The organism is Streptomyces sp. NBC_01296, assembly GCF_035984415.1.
In the GTDB taxonomy this organism is placed as follows: Bacteria; Actinomycetota; Actinomycetes; order Streptomycetales; family Streptomycetaceae; genus Streptomyces.
In genome coordinates this window covers 3,351,123-3,367,918 of record NZ_CP130720.1, presented here as the reverse complement: position 1 = coordinate 3,367,918, position 16,796 = coordinate 3,351,123, and the positions used below count along the sequence as shown (strand labels likewise).

Below are 16,796 nucleotides of genomic sequence, written 5' to 3'. Positions count from 1 at the left end.
ACGTTGACCATCATCGACAAGACCTCGAACGTCCCCGCTCCGCGCTCCGCGCCGGAGGGGACCCCCCTGCTCGAAGTGCGCGACCTGCACGTCGAGTTCCACACCCGCGACGGTGTCGCCAAGGCCGTCAACGGCGTCTCGTACTCCGTGAACGCCGGCGAGACCCTCGCGGTCCTCGGCGAGTCCGGTTCGGGCAAGTCCGTGACGGCGCAGGCCATCATGGGCATCCTCGACATGCCGCCCGGCAAGATCGCGGGCGGTGAGATCCTCTTCCAGGGCACGGACCTGCTCAAGCTCCCGGCCGAGGAGTACCGCAAGGTCCGCGGTTCGAAGATCGCCATGATCTTCCAGGACGCCCTGTCCTCGCTGAACCCGGTGCACACCGTCGGCGCCCAGCTCGGCGAGATGTTCCGAGTCCACCGCGGGATGTCCAAGAAGGACGCCACGGCCAAGGCCATCGAGCTCATGGACCGCGTGAAGATCCCCGCCGCCAAGGCGCGCGTGGGCGACTACCCGCACCAGTTCTCCGGCGGTATGCGCCAGCGCATCATGATCGCCATGGCGATGGCCCTCGAGCCGGACCTGATCATCGCCGACGAGCCGACCACGGCTCTCGACGTGACGGTCCAGGCCCAGGTCATGGACCTGCTCGCGGAGCTCCAGCGCGAGATGAACATGGGCCTGATCCTGATCACCCACGACCTCGGCGTCGTCGCCGACGTCGCGGACAAGATCGCCGTCATGTACGGCGGCCGGATCGTCGAGACCGCCCCGGTCCACGAGATCTACAGCCGCCCCGCGCACCCGTACACCCGCGGTCTGCTCGACTCGATCCCGCGCCTGGACCAGAAGGGCCAGGAGCTCTACGCGATCAAGGGCCTGCCGCCCAACCTGCTGAACATCCCGTCGGGCTGCGCCTTCAACCCGCGCTGCCCCAAGGCGCAGGACATCTGCCGCACCGACGTGCCGGTCCTGCACCCGGTGACCGAGCAGGACGGCACCGAGCTGCCCGGCCGCGGCAGCGCGTGCCACTTCTGGAAGGAGCAGATCCATGGCTGAGCTCACCAAGAACGCCACCGAGCGAGAGCCGATCCTCCAGGTCCGCAACCTGGTCAAGCACTTCCCGCTGACCCAGGGCATCCTGTTCAAGAAGCAGGTCGGCGCGGTCAAGGCGGTCGACGGGGTCTCCTTCGACCTCTACCGGGGCGAGACCCTCGGCATCGTCGGCGAGTCCGGCTGTGGCAAGTCCACCGTCGCCAAGCTGCTGATGAGCCTGGAGAAGGCCACCGCCGGCGAGGTCTTCTACAAGGGCCAGGACATCACCAAGCTGTCCGGCAAGGCCCTCAAGGCCGTCCGCCGCAACATCCAGATGGTGTTCCAGGACCCGTACACCTCGCTGAACCCGCGCATGACGGTCGGCGACATCATCGGGGAGCCCTTCGACATCCACCCCGAGGTGGCTCCGAAGGGCGACCGGCGCCGCAAGGTCCAGGAGCTCCTGGACGTCGTGGGCCTCAACCCGGAGTACATCAACCGGTACCCGCACCAGTTCTCCGGCGGCCAGCGCCAGCGCATCGGCATCGCCCGCGGCCTCGCGCTCAACCCGGAGATCATCATCTGCGACGAGCCGGTCTCCGCGCTCGACGTGTCGGTGCAGGCGCAGGTCATCAACCTGATGGAGAAGCTCCAGGACGAGTTCGACCTGTCCTACGTCTTCATCGCGCACGACCTGTCGATCGTCCGGCACATCTCGGACCGCGTCGGCGTCATGTACCTGGGCAAGATGGCCGAGATCGGCAGCGACGCCCAGATCTACGAGCACCCGACGCACCCGTACACGCAGGCGCTGCTGTCGGCCGTCCCGGTTCCCGACCCGCAGGCCCGCGAGGGCCGCGAGCGGATCATCCTCACCGGTGACGTCCCCTCCCCGGCCAACCCGCCCTCGGGCTGCCGCTTCCGCACCCGCTGCTGGAAGGCCGAGGACCGGTGCGCCACGGAGGAGCCGCTGCTGGCGATCCCGACGCGCTTCCAGGGTGTGAACACCCCGGCCGCGCACGAGTCGGCGTGCCACTTCGCGGAGGAGAAGGCCATCCTGGCCGTCTGATCCCGCACCGCCGTACGCAGTCCAGGGCGCCCAGGCCGGATTCCTCCGGCCCGGGCGCCCTTGCGTGCGCGGCCCCGCGCCCGCGCCCTTGCGTACGGCAGCGCGCAGAAAGGCAGTTGCGGCCCCGCCGCCGCGGGGCGGACAGTGTCCGGATGGCCGAGACACCGAACGACCGCCGAGGTCGGCGCATGCCGACCGTACGACCCGCAGGGCCCGGGGACGCCTCCGACATCTGCGCCCTGCTCAACGCCGTCGACGTCTTCGAGATCGGCAGACCGGAGACCGACATCGGTACCGTCGAGGCCGATCTCCACCACCCCGACGTCGACCTCGCGAAGGACTCCTGGCTGGCCTTCGAGGGCGGCCGGCTCGTCGCGTACGCCCTGGTGTGGGCCGACTCAGGACCCGGCCGGGTCGACTCGGACCACTACGTCCTGCCCGGCCACCGCGAGGCCGCCGTCCGGCTGCTGGAGCTGATGGAGGTCCGGGCCCGCGAGCTCACCGCCGGCGCCGGGGAGGCCGTCCTGCGGCTCCAGCTCAACGTGAAGCCCACCCTCGACGCCGACCTGCTGCCCGGCCGCGGCTACCGCACCGTGCGCCGCTACCAGGTGATGACCCGCGACCTCGCGCCGGCCGCCGACCTGCCTCCCGCCCCGCCCGAGGGGCTCGCCCTGCGCGACTGCGCCGCCGACGAGGCCGACCGCCGCCGGGCCCACGCCCTGGTGGAGGAGACCTTCGCGGCCCACTTCGGCCATGTGGAGCGCCCGTACGGGGCATGGCTGGACCACCTCGACGCCCGCCGGCTCGACTGGTCGCTGGTCTGGATCGCGAGCCTGCCCGGCGAGGGCGACGTGGGCGTCCTGCTGACCCGCGACGACCGCACCGGCATGGGCTGGCTCAGCCACATCGGCGTCCGCGCGGACCTGCGCGGCCGCGGCATCGGCGGCTTCCTGCTGCGCCACGGCTTCGCCGCCTACGCGGCCCGCGGCCGGGACACCCTCGGCCTCGGCGTGGACGTCCACAACGAGACCGGCGCACTCGCGCTCTACGAGGCGCACGGCATGGGCCTGCACTACGCCGTCGACACCTGGGAGCTGCCTTTGCACCCGCAGGGGTGACAGCCGGGAGACGCGAGGGTGCAATCGGCCGAACCGGGAGTGCTCGGGCGCCCACATAGGGTGACATGGGCCCCAAGTGAGTCTTGGGAGCCATAGGAGGCACTTCATGCGCGGAGCCACCCACGCCAAGTGGGCCGCATGTGCAGTGGCCGTCGCCCTCGCGGCGACGGCCTGCGGCGACGAAAGCGGCGGCGGCGGTGGCGGTGGCGGCGACACCGGAATCGTCAGCTCCTCATGGGGTGACCCGCAGAACCCCCTGGAGCCGGCCAACACCAACGAGGTGCAGGGCGGCAAGGTCCTCGACATGCTCTTCCGGGGCCTCAAGCGGTACGACCCGAAGACCGGCGAGGCCAACAACATGCTCGCCGAGAAGATCGAGACCACCGACAGCCAGCACTTCACCGTCACGCTGAAGGACGGCTGGAAGTTCAGCAACGACGAGCCGGTCACCGCGCAGTCCTTCGTGGACGCCTGGAACTACGGCGCGGACGTGCGCAACAAGCAGAACAACGCGCCGTTCTTCTCCGACATCGTCGGCTACGCGGACGTCCACCCGACGTCCGGCGAGCCCAAGGCCAAGACGATGTCGGGGCTGGTGGTCAAGGACCCCAAGACCTTCACGGTCGCCCTGAAGAACAAGTTCTCCACGTGGCCCGAGACCCTCGGCTACCAGGCCTTCTCCCCGCTGCCCAAGGCCTTCTTCACCGACCACGCCGGCTGGCTGAACAAGCCGATCGGCAACGGCCCGTACACGGTGGACTCGTACACCAAGGGCACCGGCATGAAGCTGCGCACCTGGGCCGGCTACCCGGGCGAGGACAAGGCGCTGAACGGCGGAGTCGACCTCAAGGTCTACACCGACAACAACACCGCCTACACGGACCTGATCTCCGGCAACCTCGACCTCGTCGACGACGTCCCCGCGCAGCAGCTGAAGAACGTCAAGAACGACCTCGGCGACCGGTACATCAACCAGCCGGCCCTCATCATCCAGACCCTCACCTTCCCGCTGTACGACCCGCAGTGGAGCAAGGAGGGCATGGAGAACGTCCGCCGCGGCATCTCCATGGCGATCAACCGCGACGAGATCACCAAGCAGATCTTCCGCGAGACCCGCACCCCGGCCAAGGACTGGACCTCCCCGGCCCTCGGCGAGAAGGGCGGCTTCAACGCCACGCTCTGCGGCGACGCCTGCAAGTACGACCCGGCCGCGGCCAAGAAGCTCATCCAGGACGCCGGCGGGCTCCCCGGCGGCAAGGTCACGCTGACGTCCAACGTGGACACCGGCTCGCACCGCGAGTGGATGGACGCCGTCTGCAACAGCATCAACAACGCCCTCGGCGAGGGACCGGTCTGCACGGTCAACCCCATCGGCACCTTCGCCGACTTCCGCAACCAGCAGAGCTCCTTCAAGCTGACCGGCCCCTTCCGCTCCGGCTGGCAGGCCGACTACCCGCTGATCCAGAACTTCCTCCAGCCGCTCTACTACACCGGCGCCTCCTCCAACTACGGGAAGTTCAGCAACCCGGACTTCGACAAGCTCGTCGACGAGGCCAACCAGGAGAGCGACGCGGCCAAGGCCATCGCGAAGTTCCAGGACTCCGAGAAGATCCTCGCCGCGCAGATGCCGTCCATCCCGCTCTGGTACCAGAACGGCAGCGCCGGCTACGCCGAGCGGCTCACGGACGTGGCGCTCAACCAGTTCAGCGTCCCCGTCTACAACGAGATCAAGGTCAGCTGACCCTCCGTCGGATCGATCCTGGAGCAGTCCATGGGACGTTATGTGATCCGGCGGCTGCTCCAGATGATCCCGGTGTTCATCGGCAGCACGTTCCTGATCTTCTTCATGGTGTACGCGCTCGGCGACCCGGTCGCGGCCCTCTTCGGCGACAAGGCGCCCGACCCCGCCACCGCCGCGCGCATCCGCAAGGACCTCTACCTCGACCGCCCGCTGTGGGAGCAGTACCTCCACTACATGGGCCAGATCTTCCAGGGCGACTTCGGCACGGCCTTCAACGGCCAGCCCGTCACCGAGCTGATGGCCTCGGCCTTCCCCGTCACCCTGCGCCTGACCATGGTCGCGATCTTCTTCGAGATCGTCATCGGCATCACCCTCGGCGTGATCAGCGGGCTGCGCCGGGGCAAGTCCGTCGACACGAGCGTGCTGGTGCTCACCCTCGTCGTCATCTCCGTACCGACGTTCGTGACGGGCTATGTGCTCCAGTACCTCTTCGGCGTCAAATGGGGCTGGGTCCGGCCCACCGTCTCCCCGGACGCCCCCTTCAACGAGCTGATCCTGCCCGGCATCGTGCTCGCGCTGGTCTCCCTCGCCTACGTCACCCGGCTCTCGCGCACCTCCATCGCCGAGAACGTCAAGGCCGACTACGTGCGCACCGCCGTCGCCAAGGGCCTGCCGCGCCACCGGGTCGTCACCCGCCACCTGCTGCGCAACTCGCTCATCCCCGTCGTCACCTTCATCGGCACCGACATCGGCGCCCTGATGGGCGGCGCCATCGTCACCGAGCGGATCTTCAACATCCACGGCGTCGGGTACCAGCTCTACCAGGGCATCCTGCGCAACAACTCCCCGACGGTCGTCGGCTTCGTGACCATCCTCGTCATCGTCTTCCTGCTGGCCAACCTGCTCGTCGACCTGCTCTACGCGGTCCTGGACCCGAGGATCCGTTATGCCTGAGCGCAACGAGCCCGTCTTCGACCCGCTGCAGCCCGCAGAGGGGGAGGCCATGGCGCCCACCGGCCAGGGCGGGCCCATAGACCTCGCGATCGAGGAGGCCGAGAGCCTCGAACAGCGTCCATCAGCCGCCTCCGGCGGACGGGACCTCGGCGACGCGCCCACCGGCCCGGGCGAGAAGGCCCGCTCCCTGTGGTCCGACGCCTGGCACCAGCTGGTCCGCAACCCCGTCTTCGTCATCTCCTCGCTGATGATCCTGTTCCTCGTGATCATCGCGATCTGGCCGCAGCTCATCGCGAGCGGCGACCCGCTCCAGTGCGACCTGTCCAAGTCCCAGCAGGGCTCCTCGCCCGGCCACCCCTTCGGCTACGACACCCAGGGCTGCGACGTCTACACCCGTACCGTCTACGGCGCCCGCGCCTCCATCACCGTCGGCGTCTGCGCCACCCTCGGCGCCGCCCTGCTCGGCTCGGTGCTCGGCGGGCTCGCCGGGTTCTTCGGCGGCTGGGGCGACTCGCTGCTCTCCCGGGTCGCGGACATCTTCTTCGGCATCCCCGTCGTCCTCGGCGGCCTGGTCTTCCTGTCCGTGGTCACCAGCACCACCGTCTGGCCGGTCGTCGGCTTCATCGTGCTCCTCGGCTGGCCGCAGATCGCCCGCATCGGGCGCGGCTCCGTCATCACCGCCAAACAGAACGACTACGTCCAGGCCGCCCGGGCCCTCGGCGCCGGCAACGGCCGGATGCTGCTCCGGCACGTGGCGCCCAACGCCATCGCGCCCGTCATCGTCGTCGCCACCATCGCCCTGGGCACGTACATCGCCTTGGAGGCCACCCTGTCCTTCCTCGGCGTGGGCCTGCGCCCGCCCACCGTCTCCTGGGGCATCGACATCTCCAACGCGGCCCCGCAGATCCGCAACGCCCCGCACATGCTGCTCTGGCCGGCGGGCGCCCTGAGCCTGACCGTGCTCGCGTTCATCATGCTCGGCGACGCGGTGCGCGACGCCCTCGACCCCAAGCTGCGCTGAGGAGTGGGCACATGCTGCTCGAAGTCCGCGACCTCCATGTGGAGTTCCGTACGCGGGACGGAGTCGCCAAGGCCGTCAACGGTGTCAACTACTCGGTGGACGAGGGCGAGACGCTCGCCGTGCTCGGCGAGTCCGGCTCGGGCAAGTCGGTGACGGCCCAGGCCGTGATGGGCATCCTGGACGTGCCGCCGGGCCGGATCGCGGGCGGCGAGATCCTCTTCAAGGGCAAGGACCTGCTGAAGATGAAGGAGGAGGAGCGGCGGAAGATCCGCGGCGCCGACATGGCGATGATCTTCCAGGACGCCCTGTCCTCCCTGAACCCCGTGCTCAGCGTGGGCACCCAGCTGGGCGAGATGTACGAGGTCCACCGCGGGATGTCCCGCAAGGCGGCCAAGGCCAAGGCCGTCGAGCTGATGGACCGGGTGAAGATCCCGGCGGCGAAGGACCGCGTGGGGGACTACCCGCACCAGTTCTCGGGCGGCATGCGCCAGCGCATCATGATCGCGATGGCGCTGGCCCTGGAGCCCTCCCTGATCATCGCGGACGAGCCGACGACGGCCCTGGACGTCACCGTCCAAGCCCAGGTGATGGACCTGCTGGCCGAGCTCCAGCGCGAGCTCAACATGGGGCTCATCCTCATCACCCACGACCTCGGGGTGGTCGCGGACGTCGCCGACAAGATCGCCGTCATGTACGCGGGCCGGATCGTCGAGGCGGCCCCCGTCCACGAGATCTACGCCGCGCCCGCCCATCCGTACACCCGCGGTCTGCTCGACTCGATCCCGCGCCTGGACCAGAAGGGCCAGGAGCTCTACGCGATCAAGGGCCTGCCGCCCAACCTGCTGAACATCCCGCCCGGCTGCGCCTTCAACCCGCGCTGCCCGATGGCACAGGCGGTCTGCCGCACCGACGTCCCGCCGCTCGCGCAGGTGGGCCAAGACCGCGCGAGCGCGTGCTTCTTCTGGAAGGAGTGCCTCGGTGGCTGAGCCCATCCTGGAGGTCAGGGACCTCGTCAAGCACTACCCGCTGACCCGGGGCGTCCTCTTCAAGAAGCAGGTCGGCGCCGTCAAGGCGGTCGACGGGGTCTCCTTCGGCCTCGCCCGGGGCGAAACCCTCGGCATCGTCGGCGAGTCCGGCTGCGGCAAGTCCACGGTCGCCAAGATGCTGGTCAACCTGGAACGCCCGACGGCCGGCGCGATCTCGTACAAGGGCGAGGACATCACCAAGCTGTCCGGCAAGGCCCTCAGGGCCGTCCGCCGCAACATCCAGATGGTGTTCCAGGACCCGTACACCTCGCTGAACCCGCGCATGACGGTCGGCGACATCATCGGGGAGCCGTACGACATCCACCCCGAGGTGGCTCCGAAGGGCGACCGGCGGCGCAAGGTGCAGGAACTCCTCGACGTGGTCGGCCTCAACCCGGAGTACATCAACCGGTACCCGCACCAGTTCTCCGGCGGCCAGCGCCAGCGCATCGGCATCGCCCGCGGCCTCGCCCTGCAGCCGGAGATCATCGTGGCGGACGAGCCGGTCTCCGCGCTCGACGTCTCGGTCCAGGCCCAGGTGATCAACCTCCTGGAACGCCTCCAGAACGAGTTCGACCTGTCCTACGTCTTCATCGCGCACGACCTCTCGATCGTGCGGCACATCTCCGACCGGGTCGGCGTGATGTACCTGGGCCGGGTGGTGGAGATCGGCACCGACACCCAGATCTACGACCATCCGACCCACCCCTACACCCAGGCCCTCCTGTCGGCCGTGCCCGTCCCGGACCCGCAGGCGCGCGCCCACCGCGAGCGGATCATCCTGACCGGCGACGTGCCCTCCCCGGCCAACCCGCCCTCGGGCTGCCCGTTCCGCACCCGCTGTTGGAAGGCGCAGCAGCGCTGCACGGACGAGGTCCCGCTGCTGGCCGTCCCGGAGGCCTTCCCGTCCGGCCCGGCGGCCCACCCCTCAGCCTGCCACTTCGCGGCGGAGAGACAGGTCGTCCCGGCCCCGGGCGAGCTGCCCCCGCCGCCCGCCGCGCCGGCCCCGCCTGCGAAGGAATGACCGGCGCAGCCCCGAGGGGCGAAATCCGGCCACCCCGCGCGGATTCGCTCCGTCAGGGCCGCTTTCCCGCCAACGCGGTTTACACGCAGGCAACTTGACCGTTTCTGTCCCGAGATCTGAGGCGTGCAGCCTGGGTCCCGTGCGGCCGTGCGGGTGCCGACAGCCGGTCGGGGAGGCGTACACCCTCCCCGGCCGGCCTCCCCCGTGACCCTGCGCATGCGCGGCATGCGCCCCTCGTGCTGCCGGAATTCGATCGATGCGCTGGTACGGATAGTTATGATCCGTAGCGCACGGTGGGTATGACTCCGCCGAGCACTGAGTACGAATACGCGTACCGATGTCCGCTCGACGTGGAGGTGAAACGCCGTGGCACTCTCGATCTCGGCCGTGGTGCTGCTGGCGATCGTCGTCTTCCTACTGGTCCGCCGGTCGGGCCTGAAGGCGGGACACGCCGTTGTCTGTGTGCTCCTCGGGTTCTATCTGGCGAGTTCGACCATCGCGCCGACCCTCAGCCAGCTGACCACGAACGTGGCCAGCATGATCAGTGGACTCAAGTTGTAGGCCGGTCCTCGTAGTCTTGGCCCCATGAACGGTCTTCCCGCCCGTCGGCTTCTCCTCGTGCACGCGCACCCGGACGACGAGTCGATCAACAACGGCGTCACCATGGCCAAGTACGCGGCCGAGGGCGCCCACGTCGCGCTCGTGACCTGCACCCTCGGCGAGGAGGGCGAGGTCATCCCGCCCGGGCTCGCCCACCTGGCGCCCGACCGCGACGACACCCTGGGGGCCCACCGCATCGGCGAGCTCGCCGCCGCGATGGCGGAACTCGGCGTCACCGACCACCGGTTCCTCGGCGGCCCCGGCCGCTTCCGGGACTCCGGGATGATGGGCGCCGAGCAGAACCGCCGGCCCGGCTCCTTCTGGTCCACCGACGTGGACGAGGCCGCCGCGCATCTGGTCGAGGTCATCCGCGAGGTCCGCCCGCAGGTGCTCGTCACCTACGACCCCGAGGGCGGCTACGGGCATCCCGACCACATCCAGGCCCACCGGGTCGCCATGCGCGGCGCGGAGCTGGCCGCGGAGGCCACGTACCGCCGGGACCTCGGCGATCCGTGGGAGATCGGGAAGATCTACTGGAACCGCGTCCCGCGCTCGGTGGTCGAGGAGGGCTTCGCCCGGCTGAAGGCGGCGGAGGCCAAGACGCCGTTCCCGGGGCTCGCTTCGCCGGAGGACGTACCCGGTGTCGTCGCCGACGAGCGGATCACCGCCGAGATCGGGGCCGACGAGGCGTTCGTGGCGGCGAAGGCGGCCGCGATGCGCGCCCACGCCACCCAGATCGCCGTGGAGGGGCCCTTCTTCGCCCTCTCCAACGACCTCGCGCAGCCGCTGTTCACCCGCGAGTACTACGAACTGGTCGCGGGTCGGCCGGGCGCCCCGGCGGGCGAGCGCGAGCACGACCTGTTCGCGGGGGTGCAGGCATGACCGGGACACTGACGCCCGCGCGGATCGCCGTCCTGCTCGGCCTGTTGGCGGCGGGCGTGCTGACCGGCATCGCCGGCTGGCTCGTCGTGGACCTGTGGTTCCCCGGCGGGCTGCTGCTGGCACTGCTGGCGCTCTTCGGCCTGTTCCTCGGCGGCCGGATCGCCGTCGGGACCGGGATCGGGGTGGGTGCCGGCGTGCTCGGCTGGTTCCTCGCGTACGTGCTGCTCGGCGCCCCGCGCCCCGAGGGGGACTTCCTGCTCAGTTCGTCCGGAATCAGCACGTACGCCTACCTTTTGGGCGGGACGGTGCTGGCTGTGATGTGCGCCACGCTGCGCGGCCCGTTCGAGGGACCGGTTTCGGCCGTGCAGTCCGGCAAGTGACGTGCCGTTGAACTCCGTCGAGGTGCGCGTTCACGGGGGTTGGGCCGGGGCTCCCGGGCTGCTCGGAGGGGCCCTGGAGGGGCCGAAGGGGAACCCCTGATTCCCCTAGGACAGTTGCGCGAGGGCGACGGCCAGTATGGTGGTCGGGCCGCCGAGCTGCCCGCGCACGGTATGACGGGCGGCGGAGCCAACCGGGAGAACCTGCCTTGAGTCGTGAAACCGACAGTTCGTCCTCCGGGCCCCAGGGGCGCGGTGGAGCCGCTTACCCCTCGGGTACACCGCCGTACGGAACCGGCCAGTACCCGTCCATGCCCGTGCCGTCCGGGCCCGGCGCGGCGACTGTCTCGGAGGAGAACCCTGTGACCTCGAACCCGTCCACGCCCGACACCGACGGGCCGAAGACAGAGACCACCCTGACGACCCGGATCCGGATCAACATCCCGGGTTCGCGGCCGATCCCGCCGGTGGTCGTACGCAAGCCGGTGGCGGCTGCCGCCGCCGAGCCGGAGCCCGAGGCCGAGCCCGCCGCCGAGCAGGCCGCGGCGGAGCCCGCGCCGGCCGCCGAACCGGAAGAGCCGACCAGCAACTGGTTCGCCCCCCGCAAGGCGGCCCCTGCGCCCGCTCCGGCCACGGCTCCGGCACTGCCGACCCGTACCCCGGCCGCGGCGGGCCCCGCGCCCGCGCTGCCCCACCGCACGCAGGCCGGCCCCGCCCCGGTGCTGCCGACCCGTACCCCGGCGCCGCCCGCCGGGGGCGCTCCGGGGGCTCCGGTGTCCGGCTTCGCCCCAGGAGCCCCAGGAGCCCCCGGCCCCGCGGGCCCGCGTCCGGGCGCCCCCGCCGGCCCCCGCTTCGACACGCCCGCCCACGGCTTCGCCCCGGCGCCGCCCGCTCCGGCCGGCCCCGGCTACGGACCCGGCGGCCCCGGCCCCGACGCGCCCCTCGCGGCCCGGCGGCCCGGCGGCCCCGGCGTCGGCACGCCCCCGGGCCTCCCCGGCTACGGCGACGGCGGCCCCGCCACCGAGCCGTTCCCCGCGTACGGCGGCCCGGCAGGCCCGTCGGGCCCCGGCGCCCCCGCGGGCCCCACCGGCGGCCCCGCGCTCGGCACCGTCCCGCTCGGCGCCGAGGCCCCCCGCTGGCCCGGACCGGAGCTGGACGAACCGTTCCCGCCGGTCCCGACCCCGGTCCCCGCCCCGGCACCGGCCGCCCCCGCGCGCCCGAAGCCGGCCAGCGCCACCCCGACCAAGATCAAGAAGGGCCGCTCCAAGCTGGTCCTCGTCGGCAGCGGCCTCATCGCCCTGCTCGGCGTGGCCTACGGCGCCGGGCTGCTCCTCAACCACTCCGACGTCCCCAAGGGCACCACCGTCCTCGGCGTCGACATCGGCGGCAGCCGCGACGAGGCCGTCGGCAAGCTCATGACGGCCTTCGGCAACCGCGCCGCGACCCCGCTCACGCTCACCGTCGGCGGCAAGCCGGTCGAGCTCAAGCCCGAGAAGGCCGGCCTGAGCCTGGACGCCCAGACCACCGTCCGCAACGCGGCGGGCAGCGACTACAACCCCGTCACGGTCATCGGCTCGCTCCTCGGCAACGAGCGCATCGCGGATCCCGTGATGCCGATCGACGAGGAGAAGCTCCAGGTCGCCCTCCAGGAGCTGGCCGGAACCGCCGGAACCGCCACCGAGGGCACCATCACCTTCGACACGGGCAAGGCCGTCGCCGTCCCCGGCAAGCCCGGCTCCACCCTGGACGCCGACGCCTCCGCCGAGTTGGTCAAGAAGGCCTTCCGCGACATGGTCGCCACCGGGAAGTCGACCCCGGTCGAACTCCCCACCGCCACCAAGAACCCCGTCGTCGACCAGGCCGAACTGAACCGGGCCATGAAGGAGTTCGCGGAGCCCGCGATGTCCGGCCCCGCCACGGTCAAGGCCGGCGCCAAGTCCATCCCCTTCGGGGCCAAGTCCCTGCCCAAGATCCTCAGCATGCAGGTCGTGGACGGGCACCTGACCGAGAAGTACGACCTGGAAGCGCTCAAGGCGACGTACGGGAACACCTTCGACGGTGTCCTGATCACGCGCGGTACGGGCGAGAAGACGGCGGTCACCCCGCAGGACGTCGTCGGCGCCCTGCGCCAGGCGCTGCGCGGGAAGACCGCGGCCGAGCGGACCGTCACGATCAACACCAACGGCAGCTGACGAACCGGCTCGTGGGAGCCCCCGTCCGATCCCTCGGGCGGGGGCTCCGCCGTGTCCGCCGCCGGCCCGGTCGCGGGGGCCGTCATGCCGAGCGCATGACATCTGTCATCCACCGGTCACGACCGCAGACACTGCCGCGCGCACCCCCGTACGGGGGAATCTTCGGTCATGACGACGACAACCCCGGCGCACACCACCGCCGCACAGGACACCGGACCCGGCGCCGGCCCCGTGGTGGCCTTCCACGACGTGACCAAGAACTACGGCGCGGTCCGCGCGGTCGACGGCCTCTCCCTCGAACTCCACCCCGGCGAGACCGTCGCCCTGCTCGGCCCCAACGGCGCAGGCAAGTCCTCCACCCTCGACCTGCTGCTGGGCCTGCGCCCCGCCGACTCCGGCACCGTCCGCCTCTTCGGCACCACCCCGCGCGAGGCCATCGCGGGCGGCCGGGTCGGCGCGATGCTGCAGAGCGGCGGCCTGATGGAGGACGTGACCGTACGGGAGATCGTCGCCCTCGGCTGCGCCCTGCACCCCCGCCGCTACCCGGTCGAGGAGGTGCTCAGCCGCGCCGGGATCACCGAGATCGCCGACCGCATGGTCAACAAGCTCTCCGGCGGCCAGGAGCAGCGCGTCCGCTTCGCCCTCGCCACCGCGGGACACAACGACCTGATCGTCCTCGACGAGCCGACCACCGGCATGGACGTCACCTCCCGGCAGGCCTTCTGGGCCACGATGCGCGAGCAGGCCGCCCAGGGCCGCACGGTCCTCTTCGCCACCCACTACCTGGAAGAGGCCGACGCGATCGCCGACCGGGTCCTGGTCCTCAACAAGGGCCGGCTGCTCGCCGACGGCACCGCCGCCGAGATCAAGGCCAAGGCCGGCGCCCGCCGCATCGCCTTCGATCTGGCCCCGGACGCCCCGGTGGACGAGGCGGCGCTGCGCGCCCTGCCCCAGCTGACGGCCTACGAGCGCCGCGGCGACACGGTCAGGCTCCAGTCGCGCGACGCCGACGCCACCGTCCACGCCGTCTACGCCCTGGGGCTCTACCCCCGGAACCTGGAAGTCGCCGGGCTCGGCCTGGAGCAGGCCTTCATCGCCCTCACCGAGGCCGAGGAGGCCAAGTAACCATGCCGACCACCGGAACGATCAAGCTCATCAAGCTCGAGATCAGCCGAGCCCTGCGCAACAAGAAGTACCTGTTCTTCACCGTCCTCTACCCGGCCGCGCTGTTCCTGATGCTCGGCGGCACCCTGAACGGCACGACGAAGGTCATGGGCACCGAACTGACCATGCCCGCCTTCTACATGGTCGCCATGGCCTCCTTCGGCGCCCTGACCGCCGTCCTGATGGGCAACAGCGAGCGCATCGCCAAGGAGCGCGAGAAGGGCTGGGTCCGCCAGCTGCGGCTGACCGCCCTGCCCGGCCGCGGCTACGTCCTGGGCAAGACCGCCAGCGCCGGCGTGCTCTCCCTGCCCGCCATCCTCGTCGTGTTCGCGGTCGCCGCGGGCGTCAAGGGCGTCCGGTTCGAGGCCTGGCAGTGGCTCGCCCTCACCGGTTCCATCTGGGCCGGCAGCCTCGTCTTCGCCGCCCTCGGCGTGGCGATCGGCTACCTCGCGAGCGGGGACACCGTCCGCCCGATCACGATGCTGTTCTACTTCGGCCTGTCGATCCTCGGCGGTCTGTGGATGCCGACCGCGAACTTCCCGCAGTGGCTGCAGAACATCTGCGAGTGGCTGCCGACCCGGGCGTACGCGGGCCTCGGCCAGGCCATCGAGCTCGGGGGCGCACCGCACCTGAAGGGCGTGGCGATCCTGGCGGTGTACTTCGTACTCTTCACCGGTGCCGCCGCCTGGCTGTACCGCAAGGACTCGCTGAAGGCGTGACGGGTGTGACGAGCGTGATGGGTGCGACGGGGGCGGCCGGTGGAACCGGCGCGACGGAGCCGATGACCGAGACCGGTCTGCTGGGAACGAAGGGCGGCCCCCGGGTGGGCATGCGCCCCGAGAACCGCCGGCAGATGATCGTGAAGTCGCTGTGGATCAGCGTCTGGCTGTTCTACCTCAGCGCCCCCGTCACCGACCTCGTCAGCGGCGGACACGGCCTCGGGGCCCGGCTGCTCGGCGGCCTGGGCCTCGTGGCCTTCGTCGCCTGGTACCTGGTCATGGTCTTCCGTACGGCCCGGCAGACCGAGGTACGGCGCGTGCTGCTCTCGGTGGCGGTCCTTTCCGCGCAGGCCACGATCCTGTCGCTGTCCCTGGGCCGCGAATGGCTCGTCCTCTTCGTGTACGTGGCGATAGCCTCCGGCGCCGCGCTGCCGGGGGAGATCTCCCGCTTCACGGTGCCGGGCGCCACCGCCCTGCTCACGCTGACGGCCTTCGCGGTGCCGGGCGGCGACGCGTACCTGGCCGGGCTGCTGATCCCGGCCCTGATGGGCGGGTTCGCGATGGTCGGCATCCGCGCGATGATCCGTACGGCGATGGAACTGCGCGAGGCGCGGGCCACGGTGGCGCAGCTCGCGGCGAACGAGGAGCGCCTGAGGATGGCCCGGGACCTGCACGACCTCCTCGGCCACTCGCTGTCCCTGATCACGCTCAAGAGCGAGCTGGCGGGGCGGATGCTGCCCGGCAGTCCCGAGCAGGCGGCCCAGCAGGTGGCCGACATCGAGCAGGTCAGCCGGCAGGCGCTGGTCGACGTACGGGAGGCCGTGAGCGGCTACCGGCGGGCGACCCTGCCGGGCGAACTGGCCGGCGCACGGACCGCGCTGACCGCGGCGGGCGTCCGGGCGGACCTCCCGGCGGAGCCGGCGGAGGGCCTCCCCGAGGAGGTGGAGTCGGCGCTGGCCTGGTCGCTCCGGGAAGCCGTGACGAACGTGGTCCGGCACAGCGGGGCGCAGCGGTGCACGGTCCGGCTGGAGACCCTCCAGACCCTGGCCGGGCCGGTGGTGGAGCTGTCGGTCGCGGACGACGGCGCGGGTGGCCCCTCGGTCGCGGGCAACGGCCTGACGGGCCTGACGGAACGCCTCGAGGCGGTGGGCGGCACGCTGTCGGCCGGCCAGACCGGAAAGAAGGGCTTCCGCCTGCTGGCCCGTGTCCCCCTAGGATCGGGATCATGAGCGAACGTCCTATCCGGATCCTCCTGGCGGAGGACCAGTCCATGGTCCGGGAAGCCCTCGCGGCCCTCCTCGGACTGGAGCCGGACATCGAGGTGCTGGCCCAAGTCGCCCGCGGCGACGAGGTGGTGGCGGCGGCCCTGGCGCACGACGTGAACGTCGCCCTGCTCGACATAGAGATGCCGGGCATGACGGGCATCGAGGCGGCGGCGGCCCTGCGGACCGCGGTCCCGGCCCTCAAGATCGTCGTCCTGACGACGTTCGGCCGCCCCGGCTACCTGCGCGGCGCGATGGAGGCGGGGGCCTCGGCGTTCCTGGTCAAGGACGCTCCGGCCGCGCAGCTGGCGGAGGCGGTGCGCAAGGTCCTGGCGGGCGAGCGGGTCATCGACCCCACCCTGGCGGCGGCGGCCCTGGCGGAGGGCGCGAACCCGCTGACCGACCGGGAACGGGAGGTCCTGCGCGCCGCCGAGGACGGCGCGACGAACGCCGAACTGGCGGCCAGGCTCCACCTGTCGCAGGGCACGGTCCGCAACTACCTCTCGACGGCGATCCAGAAACTCGCCTCCCGCAACCGCGCGGAAGCCGTGCGCGTGGCCCGCGAAAAGGGCTGGCTGTAACCGGACCGGCCCCGCGCAGCGGCACCCGCCCC

The 16,796-nt window shown here is 71.2% G+C and carries 16 protein-coding genes; all 16 read left to right on the top strand.

All coding sequences use genetic code 11. The features are described from left to right. Positions 1-3 precede the first annotated feature (3 nt). The 16 genes from OG299_RS14965 (at position 4) to OG299_RS14890 (ending at position 16,764) form a co-directional block, all read left to right on the top strand. Positions 4-1,059: an ABC transporter ATP-binding protein gene (locus tag OG299_RS14965; protein WP_266625823.1), complete on the top strand. Its 1,056-nt coding sequence runs from the start codon at positions 4-6 to the stop codon at positions 1,057-1,059. Then, the gene (locus OG299_RS14960) at positions 1,052-2,104 is read left to right on the top strand and encodes an ABC transporter ATP-binding protein (RefSeq protein ID WP_266625822.1); all 1,053 of its coding nucleotides are present in this window, start codon (positions 1,052-1,054) and stop codon (positions 2,102-2,104) included. The genes OG299_RS14965 and OG299_RS14960 overlap by 8 nt, the downstream gene beginning before the upstream one ends. 188 nt (positions 2,105-2,292) lie before the next feature. Further along, positions 2,293-3,222 (top strand): GNAT family N-acetyltransferase, encoded by a 930-nt coding sequence (locus OG299_RS14955; protein WP_327361733.1) that lies wholly within the window; start codon positions 2,293-2,295, stop codon positions 3,220-3,222. Positions 3,223-3,328: 106 nt separating this feature from the next. After that, entirely contained in the window at positions 3,329-4,963 is a 1,635-nt protein-coding gene (locus OG299_RS14950; protein ID WP_266625820.1) for a peptide ABC transporter substrate-binding protein, read from the top strand. Positions 4,964-4,993: 30 nt separating this feature from the next. After that, positions 4,994-5,917, top strand: coding sequence for an ABC transporter permease (locus OG299_RS14945; RefSeq protein WP_266664115.1), 924 nt, complete (start codon positions 4,994-4,996; stop codon positions 5,915-5,917). Positions 5,918-5,966: 49 nt separating this feature from the next. Beyond that, entirely contained in the window at positions 5,967-6,938 is a 972-nt protein-coding gene (locus OG299_RS14940; protein WP_405706278.1) for an ABC transporter permease, read from the top strand. Between the two features lie 11 nt (positions 6,939-6,949). Then, positions 6,950-7,924, top strand: a complete 975-nt coding sequence (locus OG299_RS14935; RefSeq protein ID WP_327361731.1) for an ABC transporter ATP-binding protein — start codon at positions 6,950-6,952, stop codon at positions 7,922-7,924. Beyond that, on the top strand, positions 7,917-8,987 hold the full coding sequence (locus tag OG299_RS14930) for an ABC transporter ATP-binding protein (RefSeq protein ID WP_266625816.1): 1,071 nt from the start codon (positions 7,917-7,919) through the stop codon (positions 8,985-8,987). The genes OG299_RS14935 and OG299_RS14930 overlap by 8 nt, the downstream gene beginning before the upstream one ends. Positions 8,988-9,353: 366 nt before the next feature. Then, positions 9,354-9,548 carry a hypothetical protein gene (locus OG299_RS14925; RefSeq protein ID WP_030291103.1) on the top strand — a complete coding sequence of 65 codons (195 nt, stop codon included), beginning with the start codon at positions 9,354-9,356 and terminating at the stop codon, positions 9,546-9,548. A gap of 24 nt (positions 9,549-9,572) precedes the next feature. Beyond that, the gene (mshB, locus tag OG299_RS14920; RefSeq protein WP_266625814.1) at positions 9,573-10,469 is read left to right on the top strand and encodes an N-acetyl-1-D-myo-inositol-2-amino-2-deoxy-alpha-D-glucopyranoside deacetylase; all 897 of its coding nucleotides are present in this window, start codon (positions 9,573-9,575) and stop codon (positions 10,467-10,469) included. After that, entirely contained in the window at positions 10,466-10,849 is a 384-nt protein-coding gene (locus OG299_RS14915) for a DUF6113 family protein (RefSeq protein WP_327361730.1), read from the top strand. The genes mshB and OG299_RS14915 overlap by 4 nt, the downstream gene beginning before the upstream one ends. Positions 10,850-11,208: 359 nt before the next feature. Further along, a complete protein-coding gene (locus OG299_RS14910) occupies positions 11,209-13,038 on the top strand; it encodes a peptidoglycan binding domain-containing protein (protein ID WP_327361729.1) in 1,830 nt (609 codons plus the stop codon). A 168-nt stretch (positions 13,039-13,206) separates the two neighbouring features. After that, positions 13,207-14,163 (top strand): ABC transporter ATP-binding protein, encoded by a 957-nt coding sequence (locus OG299_RS14905; protein ID WP_327361728.1) that lies wholly within the window; start codon positions 13,207-13,209, stop codon positions 14,161-14,163. 2 nt (positions 14,164-14,165) lie between these two features. Then, on the top strand, positions 14,166-14,921 hold the full coding sequence (locus OG299_RS14900; protein WP_327361727.1) for an ABC transporter permease: 756 nt from the start codon (positions 14,166-14,168) through the stop codon (positions 14,919-14,921). Between the two features lie 62 nt (positions 14,922-14,983). Continuing rightward, on the top strand, positions 14,984-16,150 hold the full coding sequence (locus OG299_RS14895) for a sensor histidine kinase (RefSeq protein ID WP_405706275.1): 1,167 nt from the start codon (positions 14,984-14,986) through the stop codon (positions 16,148-16,150). Beyond that, the gene (locus OG299_RS14890; RefSeq protein WP_327361726.1) at positions 16,147-16,764 is read left to right on the top strand and encodes a response regulator transcription factor; all 618 of its coding nucleotides are present in this window, start codon (positions 16,147-16,149) and stop codon (positions 16,762-16,764) included. The genes OG299_RS14895 and OG299_RS14890 overlap by 4 nt, the downstream gene beginning before the upstream one ends. The last annotated feature ends 32 nt before the right edge of the window (positions 16,765-16,796 follow it).